The organism is Pseudomonas silensiensis, from assembly GCF_050434865.1.
Taxonomy (GTDB): domain Bacteria; phylum Pseudomonadota; class Gammaproteobacteria; order Pseudomonadales; family Pseudomonadaceae; genus Aquipseudomonas; species Aquipseudomonas fluorescens_W.
The window spans coordinates 162,218-186,216 of sequence record NZ_JBNDJH010000006.1 but is presented as its reverse complement, the minus strand read 5'-3'; the positions used below and the strand labels follow the sequence as shown (position 1 = coordinate 186,216).

The following is a 23,999-nucleotide window of genomic DNA, read 5'->3' as shown; positions in this document are numbered from 1 at the left end:
CGACCTTTTCGTGAATCGTGTTGCCGCCCCAATGACCGCGTTGAAATACCTCCAGGCCTATCCTGCAGCACTGCAGGACCAAGTGCGCCAGCTGATCGCCGACGGTCGGCTGGGCAACTACCTGAGCCAGCGTTACCCGGAAAAACACCGGGTACAGAGCGACAAGGCGTTGTACACCTATACGCTGGACCTCAAGCAGGAATATCTGCGTAACGCCCCGGCCATCGACAAGGTGTTGTTCGACAACCGCCTGGACCTGACCCACCGCGCCCTCGGATTGCACACCGCGATATCCCGGGTGCAGGGCGGCAAGCTCAAAGCCAAGAAAGAAATTCGTGTGGCTTCATTGTTCAAGGAGGCGCCGGCCGAGTTTCTGAAAATGATCGTGGTGCATGAACTGGCGCACTTCAAAGAGTCGGATCACAACAAGGCGTTCTACAAGCTGTGCGAACACATGTTGCCGGGGTATCACCAGGTGGAGTTCGATGTGCGGGTTTACCTGACGTGGCGGGACATGCAATAGAGATCAAAATATCGCAGCCGGGAGTGTTTAGATGGATGTAAGCAAGACCAAGAGCAGCTTCTATCGTCGGTTGTACGTGGCGTACCTGATCGATAGCGGGCTGGCCAGTAGCGTCCCGGCGTTGACCGACGTCACCGGCATGCCCCGGCGCACGGCGCAGGACACCATCGCCGCGTTGGCGGATCTGGACATTGTTTGCGAGTTCGAGCAGGAAGAGGGGGCGCGCAATCATGCCGGGCGTTATCGGATTCGCGAGTGGGGGGCGATTGATCGGGGGTGGATCGAGCGCAATCTTCGGCAGATCAAAGCGGTGCTGGAGTATCCCTAGTTCCTGCGCTGACTGAGCTGACGCCATCGTCGGATCGCCGCCCGGAGCAAGCTCGCTCCCACAGGATTGAGGTGATCCCTGTGGGAGCGAGCTTGCTCGCGATAGGGCCTTCAGGGACGACGCATCCCGATATGCGGAATGTCATCCTCGAGAAATTCCTCACCCGCCACCACAAACCCATACCGCCCGTAATACCCCTGCAAATGCGCCTGGGCCGAGAGATAGATCGGTACTTCGGGCCAGCGCTTTTCAGCCTGTTTCAACGCCTGTGCCATCAACTCATGCCCAAGCCCTGCACCGCGCGCTTGAGGGGCAATGATCACCCGCCCGATGACCACGTCGCCACCCTGTAACTCCGGGTCGAGCAACCGCAGGTACGCCACCAGCCGATCCCCGTCCCAAGCCATCAAATGGCAGGTGTCACCTTCCAGGTCCTGGCCATCGACGTCCTGATAGGCACATTTCTGCTCAACGACAAACACCTCTACGCGCAGCTGCAGAATGGCGTACAGCTGCTCTTTGCCCAGATCGCTGTGGTGTTTGCAGACCCAATCGATTGTCATCTTCACGCTCCTTGAACATCGTCGCTCCGATACTAAGCGCCCAAGCGAAAGATGTCTTTATTGCATAGAAATCTGTGACAAAGGCCAAAATGCCATCATTCATTTCGCGCGGCCTTGTCTTGTTTGTGTAATCTGAGATGAAGCGCTGTGCGTTGGCTTCGATGAGCTAGTGTTAGTACCTGGGTTTGGCAGTACGGGGGCCTTGGAGTTTTGGCTGAAAACACGTCGGGCGTCCCGCCCGCTAAGGATTTTCTAGCATGCCGCGATTGCATCGAGCCTTTGCTTTGATTGGGTTGCTGTTGCTGACTCAAAGTGCGGCAGCGGAAAAGCTGCGATTGGTAGCCGATGCCTGGCCGCCCTTTACCGATGCCACGTTGGTCAACGGTGGGTTGGCCACGGACATCGTCAGCACAGCACTGGCCCGGGCCGGTTATGCCAGTGACTTTGAACAAGTGCCTTGGGCGCGGGCCTTGCTGGGGGTTGGCGAGGGTCGATACGACGTGTTGGTCAACGCCTGGTACACCGATGATCGTACGAAACTTGGCCAGTTTTCCGGCGAATACCTGCTCAACCGGGTGCGCTTTCTCAAGCGCAAAGACACACCGATCGAATACAACAACCTGCAACAACTGCATACCTACCCGATAGCGGTAGTGCGCGGTTACGCCTATTCGTCGGAGTTCGATGACGACGTCTCACTGCAGAAAGTGCCGGTGCACAGCTTCTCCATGGCGGTGCGCATGGTCGCCGCCGACCGGGTCAAATTGACGCTGGAAGACGAATACGTCGCGCGTTACTTCCTGGCCCGGGAATCAACCAAAGTGCGCAATGCCGTGGAGTTTTTGCCCAAGCCATTGAGCGAGAACAGCCTGCACATCCTGGTCAGCCTGAAGAACCCCGGGCATGAACAGATCGTCGCCGGTTTTGACCGCGAGATCGCGGCAATGAAAGTGGATGGGAGTTATCAGCGGTTGATAAAACAACACGGGATGTGAGCGTCGGTCCCACGCTCAATCCTCACTCGTTTCCTTGATGAGGTGCGCTGCCAACGTGCGCAATGGCCCAAGCTGACGGCAGATCAACGCCAACTGTGTCTGCACCAGCCGTTGGCCTTCATCGATTTCGTCCGGCATCTGTTCAAGCGTATTGGCCAGTGCCTCTTCTTCATCGCTTTGAATCGCAATCGGCTGTTTGCTCGACAGGCCTTGGGCAATCTCATCGATGCTGGCGGCCAGTTTCACCCCGGCACCGTCGATCAAATGCTCGCGCACGTCGGGCGGTAGCTGGGTTTCCCGGTGTGCGCCCAGTCCGGACAAATAGCTGAGCAAGGTGTGCGACAGCACCAGGAAGCGGAACCCGACATCTGCTTCCTTACGGAAATGCCCCGGCTCCATCAGCATGTTGGCGAGCGTCGTCGACAGTGCGGCGTCAGCGTTGTGCGCATTGCGTCGGGCCAGGCGATACGCGAGGTCGTCGCTTTTGCCGGCGGCGTATTGCTGCATGATCTGGCGCAGGTAAATGCTGTTGCACGTGAGGGTGTTGGCCAGCACTTTGTTCAGGCGTCGGCCCTGCCAGTCCGGCAGGAACAGGAACACCGCCAGCCCGGCGATCAGGCTGCCCAGCAAGGTATCGAACAACCGCGGCAGGAACAGCCCGTAACCATCCCCGACCTGGTTGAAGCAGAACAGCACCATCAAAGTGATCGCGGCCGTTGCCAAGGTGTAGCGGGTGGTGCGGTAGATAAAGAACACCACCCCGGCGGCGATCGCGAAGCACGACTGGACCAAGGGATTCGGAAACAGATCGAACAACGCCCAGGCCACGGTCAGGCCGATGGCAGTGCCGATAATCCGCTGGCCGAGTTTGCGGCGGGTGGCGCCGTAGTTTGGCTGGCAGACAAACAGCGTGGTGAGGATGATCCAGTAACCCTGGGACGGGTGGATCAAATGCACCATCCCGTAGCCGATGCTCAGGGCCAGGGGCAAACGCAGTGCGTGACGGAACAATAACGAGGTCGGCGTCAGCTGCGTGCGTAACCGAATCCACACATCCTTGAGGCTACGGGGCGAACGGTCGAGCAGGCTGCTGTCGGTAGCGTCGGCCAGGGCGTCGGGGTTGCTGGCGTCGCTGAGCAAACGATCGAGGGTGCCAAGGTTGGCCGCCAGTGCCCGCAACGACCGCAACAATCCGCGCCACGCCGGGTTGCTCTGAATGCGCAGGTGTTCGAGGGAGGCGTGCAGGTCGCTCAGGGCTTCGGCGAAGCTCGCGTCATAGATGAACGGCTGGCGCATCTGGATCGACTCGGCCAGCGCCCGGCAGGCTTTGCCTTGCTGACGCAGCAGGCGCTGACAGCGGAACATCACGTCGCTGTGAAAGAAGGCATCGGCCAGGGCGTTGTAAGGGTAGTGCGAGGAACTGGCCCGCTCGTGGATGTCCTGAGCGAGGAAGTACAGCTTCAGGTAACGGCTGAGTTTCGAGCCCGGCCGACCGTTGCCGACCCGGTGCAGGATGATTTCCTTGGCGGCGTTCAGTGCGGCCACGACACGGCCGTTTTGCTGCGCCAGTTCCAGTCGACGCGCTTCCACGTCCATCTGCCGGATCGGCTCGAACAGCGACGATTTCAGCTTCAGGTAAAAACCCAGTTCACGGAACAACCGCGCCAGGCTTTGCTGCACCGGCTGATTGGAAAACATCGCCTGCCACAGCACCGAGAGCAAACCGTACCACGCCGCACCGGCCACCAGCAGCACCGGCTCGTGCCAGAAATCGGTGACTGCACCGCCGCGCTGGTCCACGCCGATCATGGTGTAGACCGACAGAATCAACGTCGCCGACGCAATCGCGCCGTAGCGTTCACCCAAGGCGCCGAGCATGGTCAGGCCGAAACTGGCCAGGGCCAGGGCGATGACAAAAACGACGGGATAGGGGAAGAGCAGTTCGACGGAGAGGGCGGCGACGCTGAAACACACCAGCGTCACGGCCAGTGCGTTAAGGCGGCCCTGCCAACTGTCGTCGGTCTCGGCCAGGGCGCTGGCGATGATCCCGAGGAACAGCGGGATCAGCAGCCCCATTTCATCCTTGTACCAACACAGCGCCATGCTGCCGGTCAGGGCGATGAACACCCGCACGCTGTAGCTGAATTTATCCAGCGCCCAGAGGCGACGCAGAGACTGACTTAAGGGGGTCGATGACATGAAGTGCGAGGGCCTTCCGAGGCAATGACGCTAAATTGAGCCAGTAATGACGTCGACGCAATGGCGCCGATCACATCTGACAGCAAAATCTGTTCCCTGTTATCACACATGATCAATGTAGGAGTGAGCCTGCTCGCGATGAGGGCGTTACATTCAACATCTCTATCGACTGTTACACCGCTATCGCGAGCAGGCTCACTCCTACATGGGTTTTGTGTTGCTTCAGACGAATTGCGCGGCAGCGTAACCCGAGGCCCAGGCCCACTGGAAGTTGAAACCACCCAGATGCCCAGTCACGTCGAGCACTTCGCCGATGAAATACAGCCCTGGGCTTTTCAGCGATTCCATGGTCTTGGATGACACCTCGTTGGTATCGACGCCGCCCAAGGTCACTTCAGCGGTGCGATAGCCTTCAGTGCCGGCCGGAACCACTTTCCAGCTCGCCAGTTTTTCGGCGATGTCGGCAATTTCGGCGTGGGTGTATTGCTTCATCGGTTTGGAGACGAACCAGTTGTCTGCCAGCAGGTTGGCCATCTTCTTGGTGAAGATTTCCCCCAACAGGGTTTTCAGCTCGCTGTTCGGACGTTCGGCTTGCTGCTGTTGCAGCCAGGTCGGCACGTCATGGTCCGGCATCAGGTTGATCTCTACCGTGTCGCCGGATTCCCAGAACGATGAAATCTGCAAAATCGCCGGACCACTGAGGCCGCGGTGGGTGAACAGGATGTTCTCGCGGAAACTCTGCTCATTGCAGCTCACCAGGCAATCCACCGACGTACCGGACAGTTCGGTGCAAAGCTCCTTGAGCTGATCGGTGATGGTGAACGGCACCAGCCCGGCGCGGGTCGGCAGCAAGTCGTGACCGAACTGCTTGGCCACCTGATAACCGAAACCGGTCGCACCCAGCGTCGGGATCGACAAGCCGCCAGTGGCGATCACTAACGATTCGCAGGTGATCTGATCGAGGGTGGTTTGCAGCAGGTAGCCGCTTTCCATTTTCTCGAGGTGCTGGATCGAGGTGTCCAGGTGCAGGCTGACGCCGACCTGATCGCACTCGTTGAGCAGCATTTCAAGGATGTCGCTGGATTTGTTATCGCAGAACAGCTGGCCGAGTTTCTTCTCGTGGTACGGCACGCCGTGTTTGGCGACCATGCCGATGAAATCCCACTGGGTGTAGCGCGCCAGGGCGGATTTGCAGAAGTGCTCGTTCTGCGAGAGGAAATTGCCCGGTTCGGTGTACATGTTGGTGAAATTACAGCGTCCACCGCCCGACATCAGGATTTTCTTGCCGGCCTTGTTCGCATGGTCGAGCAACATCACCTTGCGCCCGCGCCCGGCGGCGGTCAGCGCACACATCAAACCTGCGGCGCCAGCGCCAATGATCACGACTTCGGTAGAGCGCAAAACGGTGTCCTCACAAATCTCAAAGCTGACCCGCCACCTGTAGGAGCGAGGCTTGCCCGCGAAGAACGATAACTTGGTCTATCTGATTCACCGTGTAATCGTTTTTCGCGGGCAAGCCTCGCTCCTACAGGGGCGGTGGCGGTTTTACAGGATACGAACGCGCAGCGAACGGCCTTTGATCTTGCCGTCATTCAGACGCTGCAAGGCTTGCTTGGCGATCCCGCGTTCCACAGCCACATAGGCCTGGAAGTCGAAAATCGCGATCTTGCCGACCTGAGCGCCGGGAATACCGGCATCGCCCGTCAGTGCGCCAAGAATGTCGCCCGGACGCACCTTGTCTTTACGGCCAGCGCCGATGACCAGCGTGCTCATCACCGGCAGCAGCGGTGTGCCGCCCTGGGATTTGAGGTTATCCAGCTGGTCCCAGCTCAACGGCGACTTCTGCAGTAGCTCGATGGCTTGGGCGCGGTGCGCTTCGGACGGTGCGACCAGGCTGATCGCAATCCCTTTCTCACCAGCACGACCGGTACGGCCGACACGGTGGATGTGGATTTCCGAATCACGGGCCAGTTCGACGTTGATCACCATGTCCAGCGCATCGATGTCCAGACCGCGAGCGGCGACGTCGGTGGCGACCAGTACCGAGGTACTGCGGTTGGCGAACATGGCCAATACCTGGTCGCGGTCACGCTGTTCCAGATCGCCATGCAGGCCGACGGCGGAGATGCCTTTGGAGGTCAGGTGATCAACGGTTTCCTGAACCTGCTGCTTGGTGAAGCAGAAGGCGACACAGGAGGCCGGACGGTGATGCGCGAGGACTTTGACCACGGCGTCCATGCGCTCTTCCGGGGAAATCTCGTAGAAGCGCTGCTCGATCTGCGTGTCGTCGTGGAACGCCTCGGCCTTGACGATCTGCGGGTTGCGCATGAACTTCGCAGCCAGTTGCTTGATGCCCGTCGGATAGGTGGCGGAGAACAGCAGGGTCTGGCGACGCTCCGGGCACTGGGCGATGATTTCTTCGATGGAATCGTAGAAACCCATGTCGAGCATGCGGTCGGCTTCGTCGAGGATCAGTGTGTTCAGGCCATGGAGAATCAGCGAACCCTTGCGCAGATGCTGCTGAATACGGCCCGGGGTGCCGACGATGATGTGCGCGCCATGCTCCAAAGAGCCGATCTGCGGGCCGAAAGCCACACCGCCGCACAGGGTCAGGATCTTGATGTTGTCTTCAGCGCGGGCCAAACGACGGAGTTCCTTGGCGACCTGGTCGGCCAGCTCGCGAGTCGGGCAAATGACCAGTGCCTGGCAACCGAAGAAGCGCGGATTGATCGGGTTCAGCAGGCCGATACCGAAGGCGGCGGTCTTGCCGCTGCCGGTCTTGGCCTGGGCGATCAGGTCCATCCCCTTGAGGATCACCGGCAAGCTTTGCGCCTGGATCGGCGTCATCTGGGCATAACCGAGGGAGTCGAGGTTAGCCAGCATGGCGGCGGACAGCGGCAAAGTATTAAAAGCGGTGGCGATGGTGGTCACGGGACTGGCCTGCAAAACAAAATGTCGCGCAGTGTACCAGCCCGGTGGCCATTCGCCCTAAGGCTCTATGTGTTCTTCCGGACGCTTGACGCGCCGTCCGTCTTCCTTTGAGAGCTGGGAGAAGATGGTTGCAGCGAGCATCGCCATGATCCCGACCGTCACAAAAGTCAGCTGGAACGCGCCCAGAACGGTGTCCACGCCGTCGTTGCCGATCTCCGCCGTGAAGCCGCCGAGCAGCGCACCGGCACACGCAACACCCAGGCTCAGGGACAATTGCGCGACCACCGACAGCAAGCTATTGCCGCTACTGGCGCTGGCATCGTCGAGGTCGATCAGGGTTACGGTGTTCATCGCGGTGAACTGCAACGAGTTGATCGCCCCCAGAATCGACAGCATCACCAACAGCAGCCAGTACGGCGTTTGTTCGCTGACCAGCCCCATGCTGGCCAGCATCAACCCCAGCGCCAAGGTGTTGCCGGTCAGCACAATGCGATAGCCCAGACGCTCGATCAGCGGTCGCGCCACCGATTTGGCGACCATCGCTGCCGCCGCCAACGGCAGCATGCTCATCCCGGCCTGGGACGGCGAGTAACCCAGCGCCACTTGCAACAGTAACGGCACGAGAAACGGTAGGGCGCCGCTGCCCAGTCGGGCGAACAGGTTGCCGAGGATGCCCACGGCAAACGTCCGGGTCTTGAACAACGACGGTGCGAACAGCGGATTTTCGATGTGCCCGGCCCGCAACCAATACGCCGCCAGACACGCCATGCCGGCGAACAGCAGCAACATCACGCGCAAGTGCGGCAGGTGCAATTCGCCGAGGCCTTCCATGGCGATGGTGATCAGCACCATCGCCGCGCCGAACAGTAAAAAGCCCAGGCTATCGAAGCGGGTGCGTTCGGTGCCGCGCAGGTCGGGGATGAATTTCCACACCGCGTAACAACCGACAGCGCCCACCGGCAGGTTGATCAGGAAGATCCAGTGCCACGTCAGGTATTCCACCATCCAACCGCCCATGGTCGGGCCGATCAACGGGCCGAGCAGGCCGGGAATGGTGATGAAACCCATGATCCGCACCAGATCCGAGCGCGGGTAGGCACGCAGTACCACCAACCGTCCGACCGGCAACATCAGCGCACCGCCCAGGCCCTGAATCACCCGCGCGCCATTCAACATGCTCAGGGTGCTCGACAGTGCGCAGAGCAATGAGCCGAGGCTGAATAGCAGGATCGCGCTGAAGAAGATTTTCTTGGTGCCGAAACGGTCGGCAATCCAGCCCGAGGCGGGGATCAGCAAGGCGACGGTGAGCATGTAGGCGATGATCACGCCCTGCATGCGCAGCGGGTCTTCGGCCAGGTCGCGGGCCATGGCGGGCAGGGCGGTGTTGAGGATGGTCCCGTCGAGGGATTGCATGAAGAACGCGATGGCGACGACCCACGGCACCCAACGGGCGGTGACAGCGTCGAGAGGCGGGCGGTTGGGCATGGGACCTCTTGTGGGTTGAAATTAATGCAAGGTCAAGGCTGGCACTGACTCTGTGGCGAGGGAGCTTGCTCCCGCTCGGCTGCGAAGCAGTCGTAAATCCTGAGAATGCGGTTTAACTGGTAAACCGCATATACCGGTTTGGGGCTGCTTCGCAGCCCAGCGGGAGCAAGCTCCCTCGCCACAGGGTTTTGTGTTTACAACGTAAGGGTTAGTCGGCTGACTAACGCACCTGGCAACAACGCCGACGCCGTAGCCCGCTGGCTGTAGGTACTGGCCGACAGCAACAACTCTCGCTCCTCGGTCAACGCTTCCAGCTGCGATCCCAGCAAACTGTAGGCACTGTCATCAAACCGCATGGTGCTCACCGGCGCCTGAATCTCGCCGTTCTCGACCCAGAAGGTCGCAAACCGCGTCATGCCGGTCAGGCGTGCCGCCGGTTGGTCCGAGTAGTTCAGGTACCAGAGGTTGCTGATGTACAGGCCCGTGCCCAGTTGCTTGAGAATCTCTGCATCTGGCAACGTGCCGGCGGCCATGTTCACTGCGCTCGGCATTTCACCGCCGCTGGCGCCGTTGGCGGTCAGGCCGTACTCGGCCGCACTGCGTGAGCTGACCATCTGCGCGCCGGCCTTGCCGTCGACGATCAACCCCAGATCGCCGCGCGGATAACCTTCGCCGGAGAATGCCGGGCTCAACGAACCGCTGACCTTTTCATCGACCGACACCAACGGACTGAACGCACTGTCGCCCGCGTAAAGCTTCTGCAGCGGACTGTTTTTGCTGGCAATCGACTGCGCCGAGAAACCGCCCCAGCCCAGCATGTCCATGATTTCTCCCAGGGCTGCCGGCGCCAGATAGGCGCGGTACTGACCGGGCGCGAGGGTGTGTTGCGGTCTGCCGAGAAACGCCAACTGCTCGCGCGCCTGCGCAAAGCGCTTGGCAAACCCTTCGCTGTTCCAGTCGTGCCCGGCGTAACTGGCTTTCACCGCCTGACCGTTGTCATGGAACAGGCTGAAATCGAAGTTGAAGCTGTTGGCCTGATGCCAGCCGAACGCGCCCGAAGAACTGGCAAAGCCGCGACTGATCGGGCCGGCGGCGTAGAAACCGACCAGGTCCAGCCCTTCGGCCGCCTGGGTTATTTCAGCGACCACCTGCTCGGTCTCTGGTAGCGGATGCGCCTGAACGTTCTTGCTCTGCCAGCCGTTGTGGTTGAGCAGCAGGTACGGATCCTGCGGCAGCAGCGGCAAGGTTTCGCGCAACTGTTGCAGACCTTCGGCCAGACGCTGAACGTCGACTTGCGCATCACCGGAAAGGGTGATGTTCAGGTCGGCATGCCGACCGTCGTTGATCAGTTTGAAACCGACGCTTGCCTGCTGCACCTGACCGGCCTGACGAACCTTGGCGTGGTTGAAACGCACGAAGGCCGAGGATTCGGCGGCGTAACTGAGAGTGAACTGTTCCGGCTCGCGAATCGCATCGCGCAGCCAATTGACCAAGGCCTTGAACGCATCGGCCTGACTTTTTGAAGTACTCATCAGGCATCCCCCCCAAACACATCAACGTTGCTGAACACACAGGCCGGCGAGGCATGGCCGACGCGGATCACCTGATTCGGTTCGCCCTTGCCACAGTTCGGCGTGCCCAGGACCTTGACGGTGTTCGCATCGCCGACGGCGCTGAGGCTTTTCCAGAACTGAGCGGAAATCGCCCGGTAGTTGGGGTTCTTCACCACGCCTTTGAGTTCGCCGTTTTCGATCAACTGAGCCCACTCGCAACCGAACTGGAATTTGTTGCGCGCATCGTCGATGGACCACGAGCGATTGGTCGACATCATGATCCCGTGTTCGATGTTGCCGATCAGTTGCTCCAGCGGTTGATCGCCGGGCTCGATGTTCAGGTTGGCCATGCGGTCGATGGGCGGACGGTTCCAACCGCAAGCGCGGCTGTTGGCGACGCCTTCCATACCGGCACGGAATTGCGACAGCGCGCCGCCCAATGGGCGCAGCAGCAAACCTTCTTTGATCAGAAACTGTTTGCTCGCCGCAGTGCCGTCGTCGTCATGCCCGTAGCTGGCGAGTTGTTCGGGAATGTCCGGGTCGAAGGTTACGTTCAGCAGTTTCGAGCCGTATTGCAGGCTGCCGAAGTCTTCTGCCTTGACGAAGCTGGTGCCGGCGTAATTGCGCTCGTCACCGAGGATGCGATCCAGCTCCAACGGGTGACCGATGGATTCGTGGATCTGCAGCATCATTTGGTCCGGCATCAACAGCAGGTCGCGCGGACCTTCCGGGGTGTTCGGCGCCAGCAGCAATTGCAGCGCCTGATCGGCGACTTTTGAGCCGGCACCGACCAGGCCGCAGCGACTGATCACATCAAAGCCGCCTTGTTGGCCGAAATTTTCGCGGCCCAGGGTGCGAGTCTGGCTGTCATTGCCGTCGTAGGCGGTGACGTCCACGCTCGGGTAGACGAAACGCTGGGCCTGGCGCAGTTCGGCGCCGGCGCTGTTGAGGTAGATCTGCTCGACGTTAGTGATGCCGATGCTCACCTGCCAGTTCACCAGTCGCTCGTCCTTGGGCACGGACGCGGATTCGGCGCCGAGCAGTTGGTAGCAATCGCTCAGGGACGGGAAGGGCTGGTCCAGGTTCGGCGAAAAGTAATCGGCGCGATCGCTGGAGACGGCTTGCTCGCGCAGGTCGAGCAGGGCGTGGGGCTTGAGTCGGCGGGCTTGTTGCTCGGCTCGCTCCAGCGCGGCTTGCAGGCCGGATTGCGACAGGTCGTTGGTCGCGGCATAGGCTTCGACGCCGTTGACCCGAACGGTCAGCATCGCGCCTTCGTCACGGCTCAGGCTGGGAGGTTCAGCGACGTTTTTGCGCACCGACAGGTACTGGCCGGACTCGCGCACGTAACGCAGCGAAAAGAATTCAGCGCCCGTGCGCAAGGCAGCGAAGCGCTGCTTGAGCTGGGGGTGGAAATCGAACATTCGGGAACCTCCTTGGTATGGAGTGGCGGTGCAGCGGTGTTGCGAAGGGGGGGTGAAACGTTTGCGTGGCGCTAGATTAGGCCTGTGCGGGGGGTAGGATCAAGCTTGGATCGGTGTAGGAAAGGATTACTTCGGGAGGTGTGGTGCTTGGTCGGGCGTCTTCGCGGGCAAGCCTCGCTCCTACAGGGAATCGCGTTCTCCTGTAGGAGCGAGGCTTGCCCGCGAAGGGCGCGCCTCGGTGTAACGGTCTTACTGAGCAGTCAGGCTCACATCCCGCAACGGCTTGCCACGCACCGGCGCATCGCCGGCCACGAAGTAGGCGGCCTTGCTACGCGGCAATGGCTTGCGACCACGGATCTTGTCGGCGATTTTCTCGGCGATCATGATCGTTGGCGCGTTCAGGTTGCCGGTGGTGATGATCGGCATGATCGAGGCATCGACCACACGCAGGCTCTGCATACCGTGCACACGACCTTCAGCGTCAACCACGGCCATTTCGTCGGTGCCCATCTTGCACGAGCAGGACGGGTGGAACGCGGTTTCGGCGTGTTCACGGATGAACTTGTCGAGCTGCTCATCGGTTTGCACCTCGATGCCCGGGCTGATTTCGCGGCCACGGAAAGCATCCAGTGCAGGCTGTTGCATGATTTCACGGGTCAGGCGGATGCCGTCGCGAAATTCCTGCCAGTCCTGCTCGGTGGCCATGTAGTTGAACAGGATGCTCGGGTACTCGCGCGGATCCTTGGACTTGGCCTGGACGCGACCGCGGCTCGGCGAACGCATGGAACCCATGTGCGCCTGGAAACCGTGCTCTTTCACACCGTTGCTGCCGTTGTAGTTAATCGCGACCGGGAGGAAGTGGTACTGGATGTTCGGCCAATCGAATTCCGGACGGGTACGGATGAAACCGCCGGCTTCGAACTGGTTGCTGGCGCCGATGCCGGTGCCTTTGAACAGCCACTCGGCACCGATGGCCGGTTGGTTGTGCAGCAGCAGCGACGGGTACAGCGAGACCGGTTGGGTGCACGCGTATTGCAGGTACAACTCGAGGTGATCCTGCAGGTTTTCACCCACGCCCGGCAGGTCATGGACCACCGGGATGTCGAGTTTTTTCAGCAGTTCGGCCGGGCCGACGCCGGAGCGCTGCAGAATCTGCGGCGAAGCGATGGCGCCGGAGCACAGCAGCACTTCTTTGCGGGCGCGGGCTTCAACGCGCTCTTCAGCGGCGCCGATCAGGTAACGCACGCCGACCGCACGCTTGCCTTCGAACAGGATCTTGTCGGTCAGGGCGTGGGTGACGATGGTCAGGGTCGAGCGCTTCTTGGCGATGTCCAGGTAACCGCGAGCGGTGCTGGCGCGACGGCCGTTCGGCGTCACGGTGCGGTCCATCGGACCGAAACCTTCCTGCTGGTAACCGTTGAGGTCTTCGGTACGCGGGTAACCGGCTTGCACGCCGGCTTCAACCATTGCGTTGAACAGCGGGTTATTGCCGGCTTTTGGCGTGGTCACGCTGACCGGACCGTCACCACCGTGGTAGTCGTTCGGGCCGATGTCGCGGGTTTCAGCCTTGCGGAAATACGGCAGGCAGTTCAGGTAGTCCCAGTCTTCCAGACCTGGCAGTTTGGCCCAGTTGTCGTAGTCCATCGCGTTGCCGCGGATGTAGCACATGCCGTTGATCAGCGAAGAACCACCCAGGCCCTTGCCGCGACCGCATTCCATCCGGCGACCGTCCATGTGTGGCTCTGGATCGGTTTCGTAGGCCCAGTTGTAGCGACGACCTTGCAGCGGGAACGCCAGGGCGGCCGGCATTTGCGTGCGGAAATCCATCCGGTAGTCCGGGCCGCCTGCTTCGAGCAGCAGGACGGTGACGCCTTCGTCTTCAGTCAGACGGGTCGCCAGGGTGTTACCGGCCGAGCCGGCACCGATGATGATGTAATCGAATTCTTGGGACATTGAATGCACCCTCTTTGAAGTTGGTCTCAGGTCACCTGTAGCAGCTGCCGAGGTACGAGGCTGCGTTGGGTCGCGCAGCGGCCCTCTGAGGGCGGTCCTGCGGACGCGCAACGCAGCCTCGTGCCTCGGCAGCTGCTACAGGGTTTTCAGCCGGGGCTTAGAACACCGAGGCGTAATCGCCCAGTTCGACCTGTACCGATTTGATGCGTGTGAAGTTGTTCAGCGAGCTGATGCCGTTCTCACGGCCCACGCCCGACTGCTTGTAGCCACCGACCGGCATCTTCGCGTCGGATTCGCCCCAGGCGTTGATCCAGCAGATACCGGCTTCCAGTTGGTGAATCACGCGGTGGGCGCGGTTCAGGTCCTTGGTGACGACACCGGCGGCCAGGCCGAACTCGGTGTCGTTGGCGCGACGGATCACTTCTTCTTCGGTTTCGTAAGTCAGGATGCTCATCACCGGGCCGAAGATTTCTTCGCGAACGATGGTCATCTCGTCGGTGCAGTCAGTGAACACGGTCGGTGCCACGAATGCGCCTTTGGCGAATTCGCCTTCGGTCAGACGGCTGCCGCCGCACAGAACGCGAGCGCCTTCTTCCTTACCTTTGGCGATGTAGCCCAGCACGCTTTCCATGTGGGCGAAGCTGACCAGAGGACCGAAGTTGGTGTTCTCGTCTTCCGGGTTGCCGACGCGGATGCGCGCAACGCGCTCAACGATCTTGGCTTCGAACGCAGCCTTCAGGTGGCTCGGCACGAACACGCGAGTGCCGTTGGTGCAGACCTGACCGGAGCTGTAGAAGTTGGCCATCATCGCGGTATCAGCAGCGCGATCGAGGTCGGCGTCGTCGAAAATGATCAGCGGGGATTTGCCGCCCAGTTCCATGGTCACGTCTTTCAGCGACGAGGCAGAAGCGCTGGCCATGACCTTCTTGCCGGTGTCGGTGCCGCCGGTGAAGGAGATTTTTTCGATGCGTGGGTGTTCGGTCAGCCAGGTGCCGACTTCACGGCCGCTGCCGGTCAGTACGTTGAACACGCCAGCCGGAACGCCTGCTTCGGTGTAGATCTCGGCCAGTTTCAGCGTGGTCAGGGAAGTGACTTCGCTTGGCTTGAAGATCATCGCGTTACCGGCCGCCAGGGCAGGTGCGGATTTCCACAGGGCGATCTGGATCGGGTAGTTCCACGCGCCGATACCGGCCACGACGCCCAGCGGCTCGCGACGGGTGTAGACGAACGAAGTGGTGCGCAGCGGGATTTGCTCGCCTTCGATGGCCGGAACCAGGCCTGCGTAGTACTCCAGCACGTCAGCGCCGGTGACGATGTCGACGTACTTGGTTTCGGAGAACGACTTGCCGGTGTCCAGTGTTTCCAGGGCGGCGAGTTCATCGTTGCGCTCGCGCAGGATGTCGACGGCACGACGCAGGATGCGCGAACGCTCCATGGCGGTCATTGCAGCCCAGATTTTCTGGCCCTTTTCGGCGCTGACGACGGCGCGCTCAACGTCTTCTTTGGTCGCACGTTGTACGGTTGCGAGGACTTCACCGTTAGCCGGGTTGATGGCTTCGAAGGTGGCGTCGCTGCTGGCGTCGGAGTAGCCGCCATCGATGTAGAGTTTTTGCAGTTCGAAACGGGCCATATAGTCCTCGCAAGAGCATAAGTGGGTTGGCGGTAACCACTGGGCGTGCCTTATAGCTTGGGCAACGCTGGTCAGTGGCGGTTCAGGTGCTGAGCGGTTCTGTGTGCTCTAACTCACCTGCTTGGCCAGTTGGAAATCCATGTATTCGTAAGCGATCTGGTGCGCTTGCCCGGTGTCGAAAGCATCTCCCGACAGCGCGCCGCGCAACCACAAACCGTCAATGAGGGCTGCCAGGCCGCGGGCTGCACTGCGCGCGTCATCGAGCGGCAATACACGGCGGAACTGGCAGCACAGGTTGGAATACAGACGGTGATCGTTGATCCGCTGCAACCTGTGCAAAGACGGGTGGTGCATGCTGGTGGCCCAGAAGGCCAGCCAGGTTTTCATTGCCGGGCCATTGACCTGGCTGGCGTCGAAGTTGCCTTCGATAATCACCTGGAGGTGCGCCCGCGGGCTGCTGTCCTCCAGCGCCTGACGGCGCGCGGTGACGTTCTCGCTGAGGACACTCATCAGGTACTGCGCCGTGGCAGCAATCAGGCCGTTTTTGTCCTGAAAATAGTGACTGATGATGCCATTCGAGACACCGGCCAAACGGGCGATCAGCGCAATGCTGGCGTCCCCCATGCCGACCTGATCGACCGCCTGCAATGTGGCTTCGATCAATTGCTGGCGGCGGATGGGTTGCATACCGACCTTGGGCATCTTGCACATCTCCTTAGGCCTTCCGGTGGACGTGAAACGTCTATCGGATTGAAGGCCAGTCTATTTTGTTTTGATTGAACGTTCAATCAACAAAGAATAAGATCTGCGACAATTCGTCGCTGCCTACAGGTTTTTCCTACATGTAGTGGGCGGAAAAACGACATCCCAAAACGCTCGAAACCCATGCGCACTGGCGCTCCCGGGCTTCGGGCTTTTTTCGGGCTGTCTTTATATCACCCGCTGGTCGGCTGCCAACTAAGCGATTGGTCGGGTAACGCGTTGCCTTGTGTTTTTCTCTCGCACTGCCTGGAGCATCTGTGCCATGAGTTCTGCCTCTCTTATAAAGACCCCACCCGAGAAGGTGACGGTCAACGGTTGGGTGTTCTACACCTCTACCGCGTTGATCCTGTTGTTGACCGCCATTCTGATCATCGCCCCGCAAGAGGCCGGCAGATTGCTCGGTATTGCCCAGGCCTGGTTGTCCCGCAGCTTCGGCTGGTACTACATGGTGGTGATCGCCGCTTACCTGGTCTTCGTGGTCGGCCTGGCGTTTTCGTCCTACGGCAAGCTCAAACTGGGCAGCAAGGACGACACCCCGGACTTCAGCTACGGCGCCTGGGCGGGGATGCTGTTCTCGTCGGGTATCGGCATCTCGCTGCTGTACTTCGGTGCATCCGAGCCGCTGGACCACTATTTCAATCCGCCGGAAGGCGTGGCTGCCAGCAACATGGCCGCCCGTCAGGCCGTTCAGCTGACGTTCCTGCACTGGGGCCTGCATGGCTGGGCGATCTACGCATTGGTCGGCCTGGCCGTGGCGTACTTTGCTTACCGTCATAACCAGCCGCTGGCGTTGCGTTCGGCGCTGTATCCGCTGGTGGGCGAGCGTTGGGTCAAAGGCGCGGCCGGTCATGCGGTGGACGGCTTTGGCATGTTCGTGACCCTGCTGGGTCTGGTGACGAACCTGGGGATTGGTTCGCTGCAAGTGTCGTCGGGCCTTGAAAACCTGTTCGGCATGGAACACAGCAACACCAACCTGCTGATCGTGATCATCGTAATGAGCACCGTGGCGACCATCGCGGCTGTGTCGGGTGTGGAAAACGGCATCCGCCGTCTGTCCAACCTGAACATCGTGCTGTTCAGCGGCCTGCTCATTTTTGTGTTGCTGTTCGGCCCAACCTTGCACCTGCTGAACGGCTTCGTGCAAAACATCGGCGACTACCTGAACGGCGTGGTGCTGAAGACCTTCGACCTCTATGTGTACGAAGGCGACACTGAGAAGTCTGATCGCTGGTTGGGCCTGTGGACCCTGTTCTACTGGGCCTGGTGGATTTCCTGGGCCCCATTCGTGGGTATGTTCATCGCGCGTATCTCCCGTGGTCGCACGGTGCGTGAACTGGTGGCCGGCGTGCTGCTGATTCCACTGGGTTTCACCCTGGCGTGGTTGTCGATCTTCGGTAACTCGGCCCTGGACCTGGTGATGAACCATGGGGCGGTGGAACTCGGCAAGACGGCGCTGGAACAGCCGTCCATGGCGATCTACCAACTGCTTGAGCATTACCCAGCGTCGAAAATCGTGATCGGCGTGTCGATCTTTGTCGGTTTCGTGCTGTTCCTGACCCCGGCGGATTCCGGCGCGGTGATGATGGCCAACCTTTCGTGCAAGGGCGGCAACGTCGACGAAGACGCCCCGCACTGGCTGCGGATCTTCTGGTCGGCGGTGATCACGCTGGTGACCATCGGCCTGCTGTTCGCCGGTAACTTCGAAGCCATGCAAACCATGGTAGTGCTGGCCGGTCTGCCGTTCTCGGTGGTGCTGGTGTTCTTCATGTTTGGCCTGCACAAGGCGATGCGCCAGGACGTGCAGATCGAACAGGAACAAGCGGAGCTCGCAGCCCGCGGTCGTCGTGGTTTCAGCGAGCGTTTGACGCAGCTGGACTTGCAGCCGAATCAGTCGATTGTTCAGCGCTTCATGGACAAGCAAGTCAGCCCGGCGCTGGAAGATGCGGCGGTGCAATTGCGTGGTCAGGGTCTGGATGTACAGACGTTGCTGGGCAAGTCGAAACGCTGCATGGGCCTGCGGATCGAGATGGAAGAGGGCAACCCTTTTGTCTACGAAGTCAGCCTGGACGGCTATCTGGCAGCGGCGAGTGACACGGTGTCGGCCGAAAGCGCTGATGAACCGCGCGCACGTTACTACCGCGCCGAGGTGTACCTGCACAACGGCAGCCAGGACTACGACTTGATGGGCTTCACTCAGGATCAGATCACCCGTGACGTGCTCGATCAGTTTGAAAGCCATCGGCAGCTCCTTGGCCGGGTTTATAGCTGAGAACAGAAGTGATGCGGTAAAGCTGTTGTGGCGAGGGAGCTTGCTCCCGCTGGGTTGCGAAGCGACCCCAAGAAATTGTGAGTGCTGCGCACTCAAGCGGGAGCAAGCTCCCTCGCCACAGTTGTCAGCATTCCAAGCTGAATATCTGCACAAACAAAAACGCCGCGATCCTCTCGCGGCGTTTTTGTGTGTGTTGCCTTACCCCAGGTTCTTGCCAAGCAGTGCGTGATACAGCTCGCTATCACCCAGAATCCCGACAACCTTGTTGTTGTCGTGCAGCACCAGCTTATTACCCGTCTGATAGCGAATCTGCAGCGCGTCGCGCATGCCGATGTTCGAATCCACCAGCGTTGGACGACGACCCAGGCCTTCAACCGCTTGCCCTGGAATCCAGTTCTGCAGGTCCAGAATCGCCCCGTTCTGGCGGGCGCCTTTGATGGTGTTGCCTTCGGCCAGGTCCAGCCACGAATCGCCGCCCGGATCGAGGCAGACGGAGCCGTTGATGCGTTTGCAATTGTCCAGGGTGCGCATCAGGCTGCGACCGCAGAGAACGTTCAGCGGGTTGGTGTGGGCCACGAAGGTCCGTACGTAGTCGTCCGCCGGGTTCAGCACGATCTCTTCAGGTTTGCTGTACTGAATGATCCGACCGTCTTTCATGATCGCAATACGGCTGCCGAGCTTCAGGGCTTCATCGAGGTCGTGGCTCACGAAAACGATGGTCTTGCTCAGCTTGCGTTGCAGTTCCAGCAGTTCGTCTTGCAGGCCTTGGCGGATCAGCGGGTCGAGTGCCGAGAACGGTTCGTCCATCAGCAGGATGTCGGCGTCCATCGCCAAAGCACGGGCCAGGCCCACGCGTTGTTGCATACCACCGGACAGCTCGTTGGGTTTCTTGTTGCGCCATTGGGTCAGGCCCACCAGCTCAAGCTTCTCATCCACCAGTTTGCGGCGTTCTTTCTCAGGGCGACCCTGCATTTCCAGACCGAAACTGATGTTCTCGCGCACCGTCAACCAAGGCATCAGGGCGAACTTCTGGAACACCATCGCAATGCGCTTGGTGCGCATCATTTTCAGTTCTGCCGGGGTGCAGGAGGCGATGTCGATCTGCTTGCCTTCGTGCTCGACGAACAGTTTGCCGCGGCTGACGGTGTTGAGGCCGTTGATGCAGCGCAGCAGACTGGACTTGCCGGAGCCGGACAGGCCCATCAGTACGCAGATTTCACCTTTTTCGACGTCCAGGCTGGCCTTTTCGACCCCGACGATCTGCCCGGTCTTTTTCAGGATCTCGTTACGGGTCATGCCTTGATCCAGCAGCTTGAGTGCCTCGCGTGGATCCTTGGAGAAGATTACGTCGACGTTTTCGAAGCGAATAATGCTCATGCGTCACCCCCTACTTTAGCTTCGGGTTGTTTGCAGATACGGTCGAGCATGATCGCCAGCAGTACGATCGCCAGGCCTGCTTCGAAGCCCAGGGCGATATCAGCAGTGTTCAGTGCGTTGACCACGGGTTTGCCCAGGCCATCGGCGCCCACCAGTGCCGCGATCACCACCATCGACAACGACAGCATGATGCACTGGGTGATACCGGCCGCGATGCTTGGCATGGCGTGGGGCAGTTCGATTCGCGAGAGCAGCTGACGTCGCGAGCAGCCAAAGGCCTTGCCAGCGTCCATCAATTCTTCCGGGACATCGCGAATACCCAGGTAGGTCAGGCGGATAGGCGCGGCAATCGCGAACACCACCGTCGAGATCAAGCCCGGGACCACACCGAGACCGAAGAGGGTCAGGGTAGGAATGAGGTACACGAAGGTCGGTACGGTCTGCATCAGATCGAGCACCGGACGCATCAGTGTGTAGAACATCGGTTTGTGCGCGGCGACGATACCCAACGGCACGCCGATGACCACGCAGACCAGGGTTGCGAACAGCACCTGGGCGAGGGTTTCCATGGTTTCTTGCCAATACCCCAGGTTGAGGATCAGCAGGAAGGAGGCGATGACAAAAACGGTCAGCCCCCACTTTCGTTGAATGAAGTGAGCCAGTAGCGCGATGAGGCCGATCAATGCCAGCGGGTTGAACCAGGTCAGCGCAAAAGTCACGCCGTGGATCATCGTTTCCAGTGACACGGCGATTGCGTCGAAGGTGCTGGCGCCGTGTTGCGTCAACCATTCAACGAAGCCCGCGATGTACTGGCCTAAAGGTATTTTCTGATCAATCAGCATGGTAGTGAACGTCCGCATGCAAGGAAATAAACAGCCCGGGCGAGCGAACTCGCCCGGCGTAAGCGATTACTGCGCGAGCTTGGCTTTCACGGCCTCCAGGCCTGGTTTACCGTCAATGGTGGTCACGCCAGCGAGCCAGGTATCGAGGACCTGTGGATTCTTTTTCAGCCAGGCCTTGGCGGCCGCGTCAGGCTTCATTTTGTCGTCCAGGACGTTGCCCATCAGGGTGCTTTCCATGTTCAGCGTGAACTGCAGGTTTTTCAGCAACTGACCCACGTTGCTGCATTCCTGCGCATAGCCCTTGCGGGTGTTGGTGTAGATGGTTGCCTGGCCGAAGTTCGGGCCGAAATACTCGTCGCCGCCGGTCAGGTACTTCATCTTGAAACGTGTGTTCATCGGGTGTGGTTCCCAGCCCAGGAACACCACGGCGGTGTTGCGGCGCTGGGCGCGATCGACTTGCGAGAGCATGCCTGCCTCGCTGGACTCGACCACCTTGAAGCCGGCGTCTTTCAAGCCGAAGGCGTTCTTGTCGATCATGCTCTGGATCAGGCGGTTGCCGTCGTTGCCTGGTTCGATACCGTAGATCTTGCCGTCGAGTTCTTTCTTGAACTTGGCGATGTCGGCGAAATCTTTCAGACCTTTGTTATACAACTCTTCGGGGACGGCGAGTGTGTATTTTGCGTTTTCCAGGTTGGCGCGCAGGGTGTCCACGGTGCCGGCATCTCGGTAGGCCTTGATGTCGTTTTCCATGGTCGGCATCCAGTTACCCAGGAATACGTCCATGTTCTTGCCGTCGGCCAGGGACTTGTAGGTCACCGGTACGGAAATCATCGTGGTTTTGGTCTTGTAGCCGAGGGCATCGAGGACGACGCTGGTGGTGGCGGTGGTGACAGTAATGTCAGTCCAGCCGACATCGGAGAAGTTTACGGTGCTGCATTGAGCCGGTTCGGCGGCTTGAGCCAGAAACGGCAGACTCAGCATGGCGGCCAACAACAACGACGGGGAACCTTTCATGGATGGACTCCTTGGTGTTTTTTTTGGCAGTGTTCCGACTGGACCACCGCACTTATAGGTTGCGGTTGGATGGCGTTTTGGAGACATCTCTACCACGGCGCCTTGCAATCGAGTCGATACGATCATGTACCAGTGAAAATCTGACGCCTACAGGGTGCGTCGTAACCAGTACAGGGATGGTCGCATCCAGTGTCGGTGACGTCGTTTACAGCTTTTTTCAGCCCCCTTTGCTCCTCTGATCCGCAAAAAAACGGCGAAAACGCAGCGTCAAAGCCTCGCGGCGTTGGTGAGCATGAGTGCGTCGGTGTGAGACGTCGAACGACATGACAAAAGCCTGATGATGCGGCCATCTCGGCGGATTGCAGCTTGAGCGTAGCAGCTCCGTCACTGGGCGCTTTTGCGTCTGGAGTTGGCACATCCAGGAGTTCGGCAGTAATGGCTATCAGTGTTTTCGACCTGTTCAAAATCGGCATCGGCCCTTCCAGTTCGCACACCGTGGGGCCTATGCGGGCCGCGGCGTTGTTCGTGCAAGGTTTGCGTGAGCAGGGTCTTTTGGAACAAGTACGGCGCGTCGAAGTTCAGCTTTATGGGTCGTTGTCGGCCACCGGCATCGGTCACGGCAGCGACAACGCGGTGATCATGGGCCTGATGGGCGAGTGGCCGGACGCGATCGATCCGTCGCAAATCGGCATTCGCATCGAAACCCTGCGCGAAACCCACACGTTGCTCCTCGACGGCCGCTTGTCGGTCCCGTTCATCTGGGCCCGGGACATGCGCCTGATCGACGAGAACCTGCCGTTCCACCCCAACGCCATGACGCTGATCGTCGAAGGCGATGACGGTGAGCTGCATCGCGACACCTACTATTCCATCGGCGGCGGTTTTGTCGTTGATGAGGCACAGGCTTCAAGTGGTGTGGTCGATCTGGACGGCACCGTGCTGCCGTACGATTTCTCCAGCGCTGCCGAATTGCTCAGCCTCTGCAAGCAGCACAACTTGCGCGTTGCAGAGTTGATGATGGCCAATGAGAAAGTCTGGCGCAGCGAAGAGGAAATCCGCGCTGGCCTGATGACACTCTGGCGCGCCATGCAGGATTGCGTCGAACAAGGCCTCAAGCACGAAGGCATCTTGCCCGGCGGCTTGAATGTGCGCCGTCGCGCGGCCAAGTTGCACCGCAGCCTGCAAGAACTGAACAAGCCTAACGTGATCGGCTCGACCTTGAGCGCCATGGAGTGGGTCAACCTGTTCGCCCTGGCGGTCAACGAAGAAAACGCCGCTGGCGGGCGCATGGTGACGGCGCCGACCAATGGCGCGGCGGGGATCATTCCGGCGGTGTTGCACTACTTTATGAAGTTCAGTGAGGTGGTGACCGACGCCAACGTGGTCGACTATTTCCTCAGTGCGGCGGCGGTAGGGATTCTGTGCAAGAAGAACGCTTCGATTTCCGGTGCCGAAGTCGGTTGCCAGGGCGAAGTCGGTTCGGCCTGCGCCATGGCGGCGGCCGGGCTGGCGGAGATTCTGGGGGCAACGCCGGAGCAGCTGTGTAACGCGGCGGAAATCGGTCTGGAACACAACCTCGGCCTGACCTGCGACCCGGTGGGCGGGTTGGTGCAAGTGCCGTGTATCGAGCGCAATGCGATTGCCGCGGTGAAAGCCATCAACGCGGCGCAGATGGCGCTACGTGGCGACGGTCAGCACTTTATCTCGCTGGATCGGGTGATCCGCACGATGCGTGATACCGGCGCCGATATGCATGACAAATACAAAGAGACATCGCGGGGTGGGTTGGCGGTTAGCGCGGTGGAATGCTGACCTGTGGCGAGGGAGCTTGCTCCCGTTCGGCTGCGCAGCAGTCGTAAAGATTTTAGGGCCGCTTCGCGCCCCAGCGGGAGCAAGCTCCCTCGCCACACCAGACCAGTCAAAACTGCGCGCTAAGTGAACACCGGAATCTAAACGCGCCACGTTTTGGAGCGTCGCTTACAGATAAGCGACGTGTCCGTGATCCGGGATCCAGGTTGGCCATTACCGCCTGTCACCTGTGCCTTCGGTGACACTCTCCCTCAAGTCGCTGTAGCCCTGTTCCCACAAGTGCTACCGATTTGCTCACGCCCAACGGGGCAGAGCGCCTTCCGCCGATAATGGCACTTATAGCCC

General features: G+C 60.1%; 18 protein-coding genes. 5 read left to right on the top strand and 13 right to left on the bottom strand.

What is annotated here, in order from left to right:
- The first annotated feature begins 31 nt into the window (after window positions 1–31).
- Together QF010_RS11170 and QF010_RS11165 are read left to right on the top strand one after the other, a co-directional pair.
- On the top strand, window positions 32–523 hold the full coding sequence (locus QF010_RS11170; RefSeq protein WP_429533187.1) for a M48 metallopeptidase family protein: 492 nt from the start codon (window positions 32–34) through the stop codon (window positions 521–523).
- A 31-nt stretch (window positions 524–554) separates the two neighbouring features.
- Window positions 555–851: a winged helix-turn-helix domain-containing protein gene (locus tag QF010_RS11165; protein WP_008033286.1), complete on the top strand. Its 297-nt coding sequence runs from the start codon at window positions 555–557 to the stop codon at window positions 849–851.
- A 110-nt stretch (window positions 852–961) separates the two neighbouring features.
- Here the strand turns inward: QF010_RS11165 and QF010_RS11160 are convergent, their stop codons facing one another.
- Window positions 962–1,414 (bottom strand): GNAT family N-acetyltransferase, encoded by a 453-nt coding sequence (locus tag QF010_RS11160; protein WP_033060379.1) that lies wholly within the window; start codon window positions 1,412–1,414, stop codon window positions 962–964.
- A gap of 257 nt (window positions 1,415–1,671) precedes the next feature.
- Between QF010_RS11160 and QF010_RS11155 the strand changes: the two genes are divergently transcribed.
- A complete protein-coding gene (locus QF010_RS11155; protein WP_429511708.1) occupies window positions 1,672–2,409 on the top strand; it encodes a substrate-binding periplasmic protein in 738 nt (245 codons plus the stop codon).
- Window positions 2,410–2,424: 15 nt separating this feature from the next.
- Here the strand turns inward: QF010_RS11155 and yccS are convergent, their stop codons facing one another.
- From yccS to betI, 9 genes are all read right to left on the bottom strand, one after another.
- A complete protein-coding gene (gene yccS, locus QF010_RS11150; protein ID WP_429533129.1) occupies window positions 2,425–4,608 on the bottom strand; it encodes a YccS family putative transporter in 2,184 nt (727 codons plus the stop codon).
- A 222-nt stretch (window positions 4,609–4,830) separates the two neighbouring features.
- A complete protein-coding gene (locus tag QF010_RS11145; RefSeq protein ID WP_429533128.1) occupies window positions 4,831–6,009 on the bottom strand; it encodes a BaiN/RdsA family NAD(P)/FAD-dependent oxidoreductase in 1,179 nt (392 codons plus the stop codon).
- 144 nt (window positions 6,010–6,153) lie between these two features.
- On the bottom strand, window positions 6,154–7,491 hold the full coding sequence (gene dbpA, locus QF010_RS11140; protein WP_429533186.1) for an ATP-dependent RNA helicase DbpA: 1,338 nt from the start codon (window positions 7,489–7,491) through the stop codon (window positions 6,154–6,156).
- 105 nt (window positions 7,492–7,596) lie between these two features.
- A complete protein-coding gene (gene mdtD, locus QF010_RS11135) occupies window positions 7,597–9,024 on the bottom strand; it encodes a multidrug transporter subunit MdtD (RefSeq protein ID WP_033060371.1) in 1,428 nt (475 codons plus the stop codon).
- Between the two features lie 194 nt (window positions 9,025–9,218).
- Window positions 9,219–10,556 (bottom strand): TldD/PmbA family protein, encoded by a 1,338-nt coding sequence (locus QF010_RS11130; RefSeq protein WP_429533127.1) that lies wholly within the window; start codon window positions 10,554–10,556, stop codon window positions 9,219–9,221.
- Entirely contained in the window at window positions 10,556–11,998 is a 1,443-nt protein-coding gene (locus tag QF010_RS11125) for a TldD/PmbA family protein (RefSeq protein ID WP_429533126.1), read from the bottom strand. The genes QF010_RS11130 and QF010_RS11125 overlap by 1 nt, the downstream gene beginning before the upstream one ends.
- Window positions 11,999–12,247: 249 nt before the next feature.
- Window positions 12,248–13,951 (bottom strand): choline dehydrogenase, encoded by a 1,704-nt coding sequence (gene betA / locus QF010_RS11120; RefSeq protein ID WP_429511713.1) that lies wholly within the window; start codon window positions 13,949–13,951, stop codon window positions 12,248–12,250.
- A gap of 157 nt (window positions 13,952–14,108) precedes the next feature.
- Window positions 14,109–15,581 (bottom strand): betaine-aldehyde dehydrogenase, encoded by a 1,473-nt coding sequence (gene betB, locus QF010_RS11115; RefSeq protein WP_046045290.1) that lies wholly within the window; start codon window positions 15,579–15,581, stop codon window positions 14,109–14,111.
- A 108-nt stretch (window positions 15,582–15,689) separates the two neighbouring features.
- On the bottom strand, window positions 15,690–16,283 hold the full coding sequence (betI, locus tag QF010_RS11110) for a transcriptional regulator BetI (protein WP_033060362.1): 594 nt from the start codon (window positions 16,281–16,283) through the stop codon (window positions 15,690–15,692).
- 379 nt (window positions 16,284–16,662) lie between these two features.
- Between betI and QF010_RS11105 the strand changes: the two genes are divergently transcribed.
- A complete protein-coding gene (locus QF010_RS11105) occupies window positions 16,663–18,612 on the top strand; it encodes a BCCT family transporter (RefSeq protein ID WP_429513144.1) in 1,950 nt (649 codons plus the stop codon).
- Between the two features lie 198 nt (window positions 18,613–18,810).
- Here QF010_RS11105 and choV read toward each other — a convergent pair whose 3' ends face one another.
- The 3 genes from choV to QF010_RS11090 form a co-directional block, all read right to left on the bottom strand.
- Entirely contained in the window at window positions 18,811–19,989 is a 1,179-nt protein-coding gene (choV, locus tag QF010_RS11100) for a choline ABC transporter ATP-binding protein (RefSeq protein WP_033060360.1), read from the bottom strand.
- Window positions 19,986–20,831, bottom strand: coding sequence for a choline ABC transporter permease subunit (choW, locus tag QF010_RS11095; RefSeq protein WP_033060358.1), 846 nt, complete (start codon window positions 20,829–20,831; stop codon window positions 19,986–19,988). The genes choV and choW overlap by 4 nt, the downstream gene beginning before the upstream one ends.
- Window positions 20,832–20,897: 66 nt before the next feature.
- Complete coding sequence (locus tag QF010_RS11090) at window positions 20,898–21,845, bottom strand: choline ABC transporter substrate-binding protein (protein ID WP_033060357.1); 948 nt, start codon at window positions 21,843–21,845, stop codon at window positions 20,898–20,900.
- 435 nt (window positions 21,846–22,280) lie between these two features.
- Here QF010_RS11090 and QF010_RS11085 point away from each other — a divergent pair, with 435 nt between their 5' ends.
- Window positions 22,281–23,657 (top strand): L-serine ammonia-lyase, encoded by a 1,377-nt coding sequence (locus QF010_RS11085; protein WP_033060355.1) that lies wholly within the window; start codon window positions 22,281–22,283, stop codon window positions 23,655–23,657.
- The last annotated feature ends 342 nt before the right edge of the window (window positions 23,658–23,999 follow it).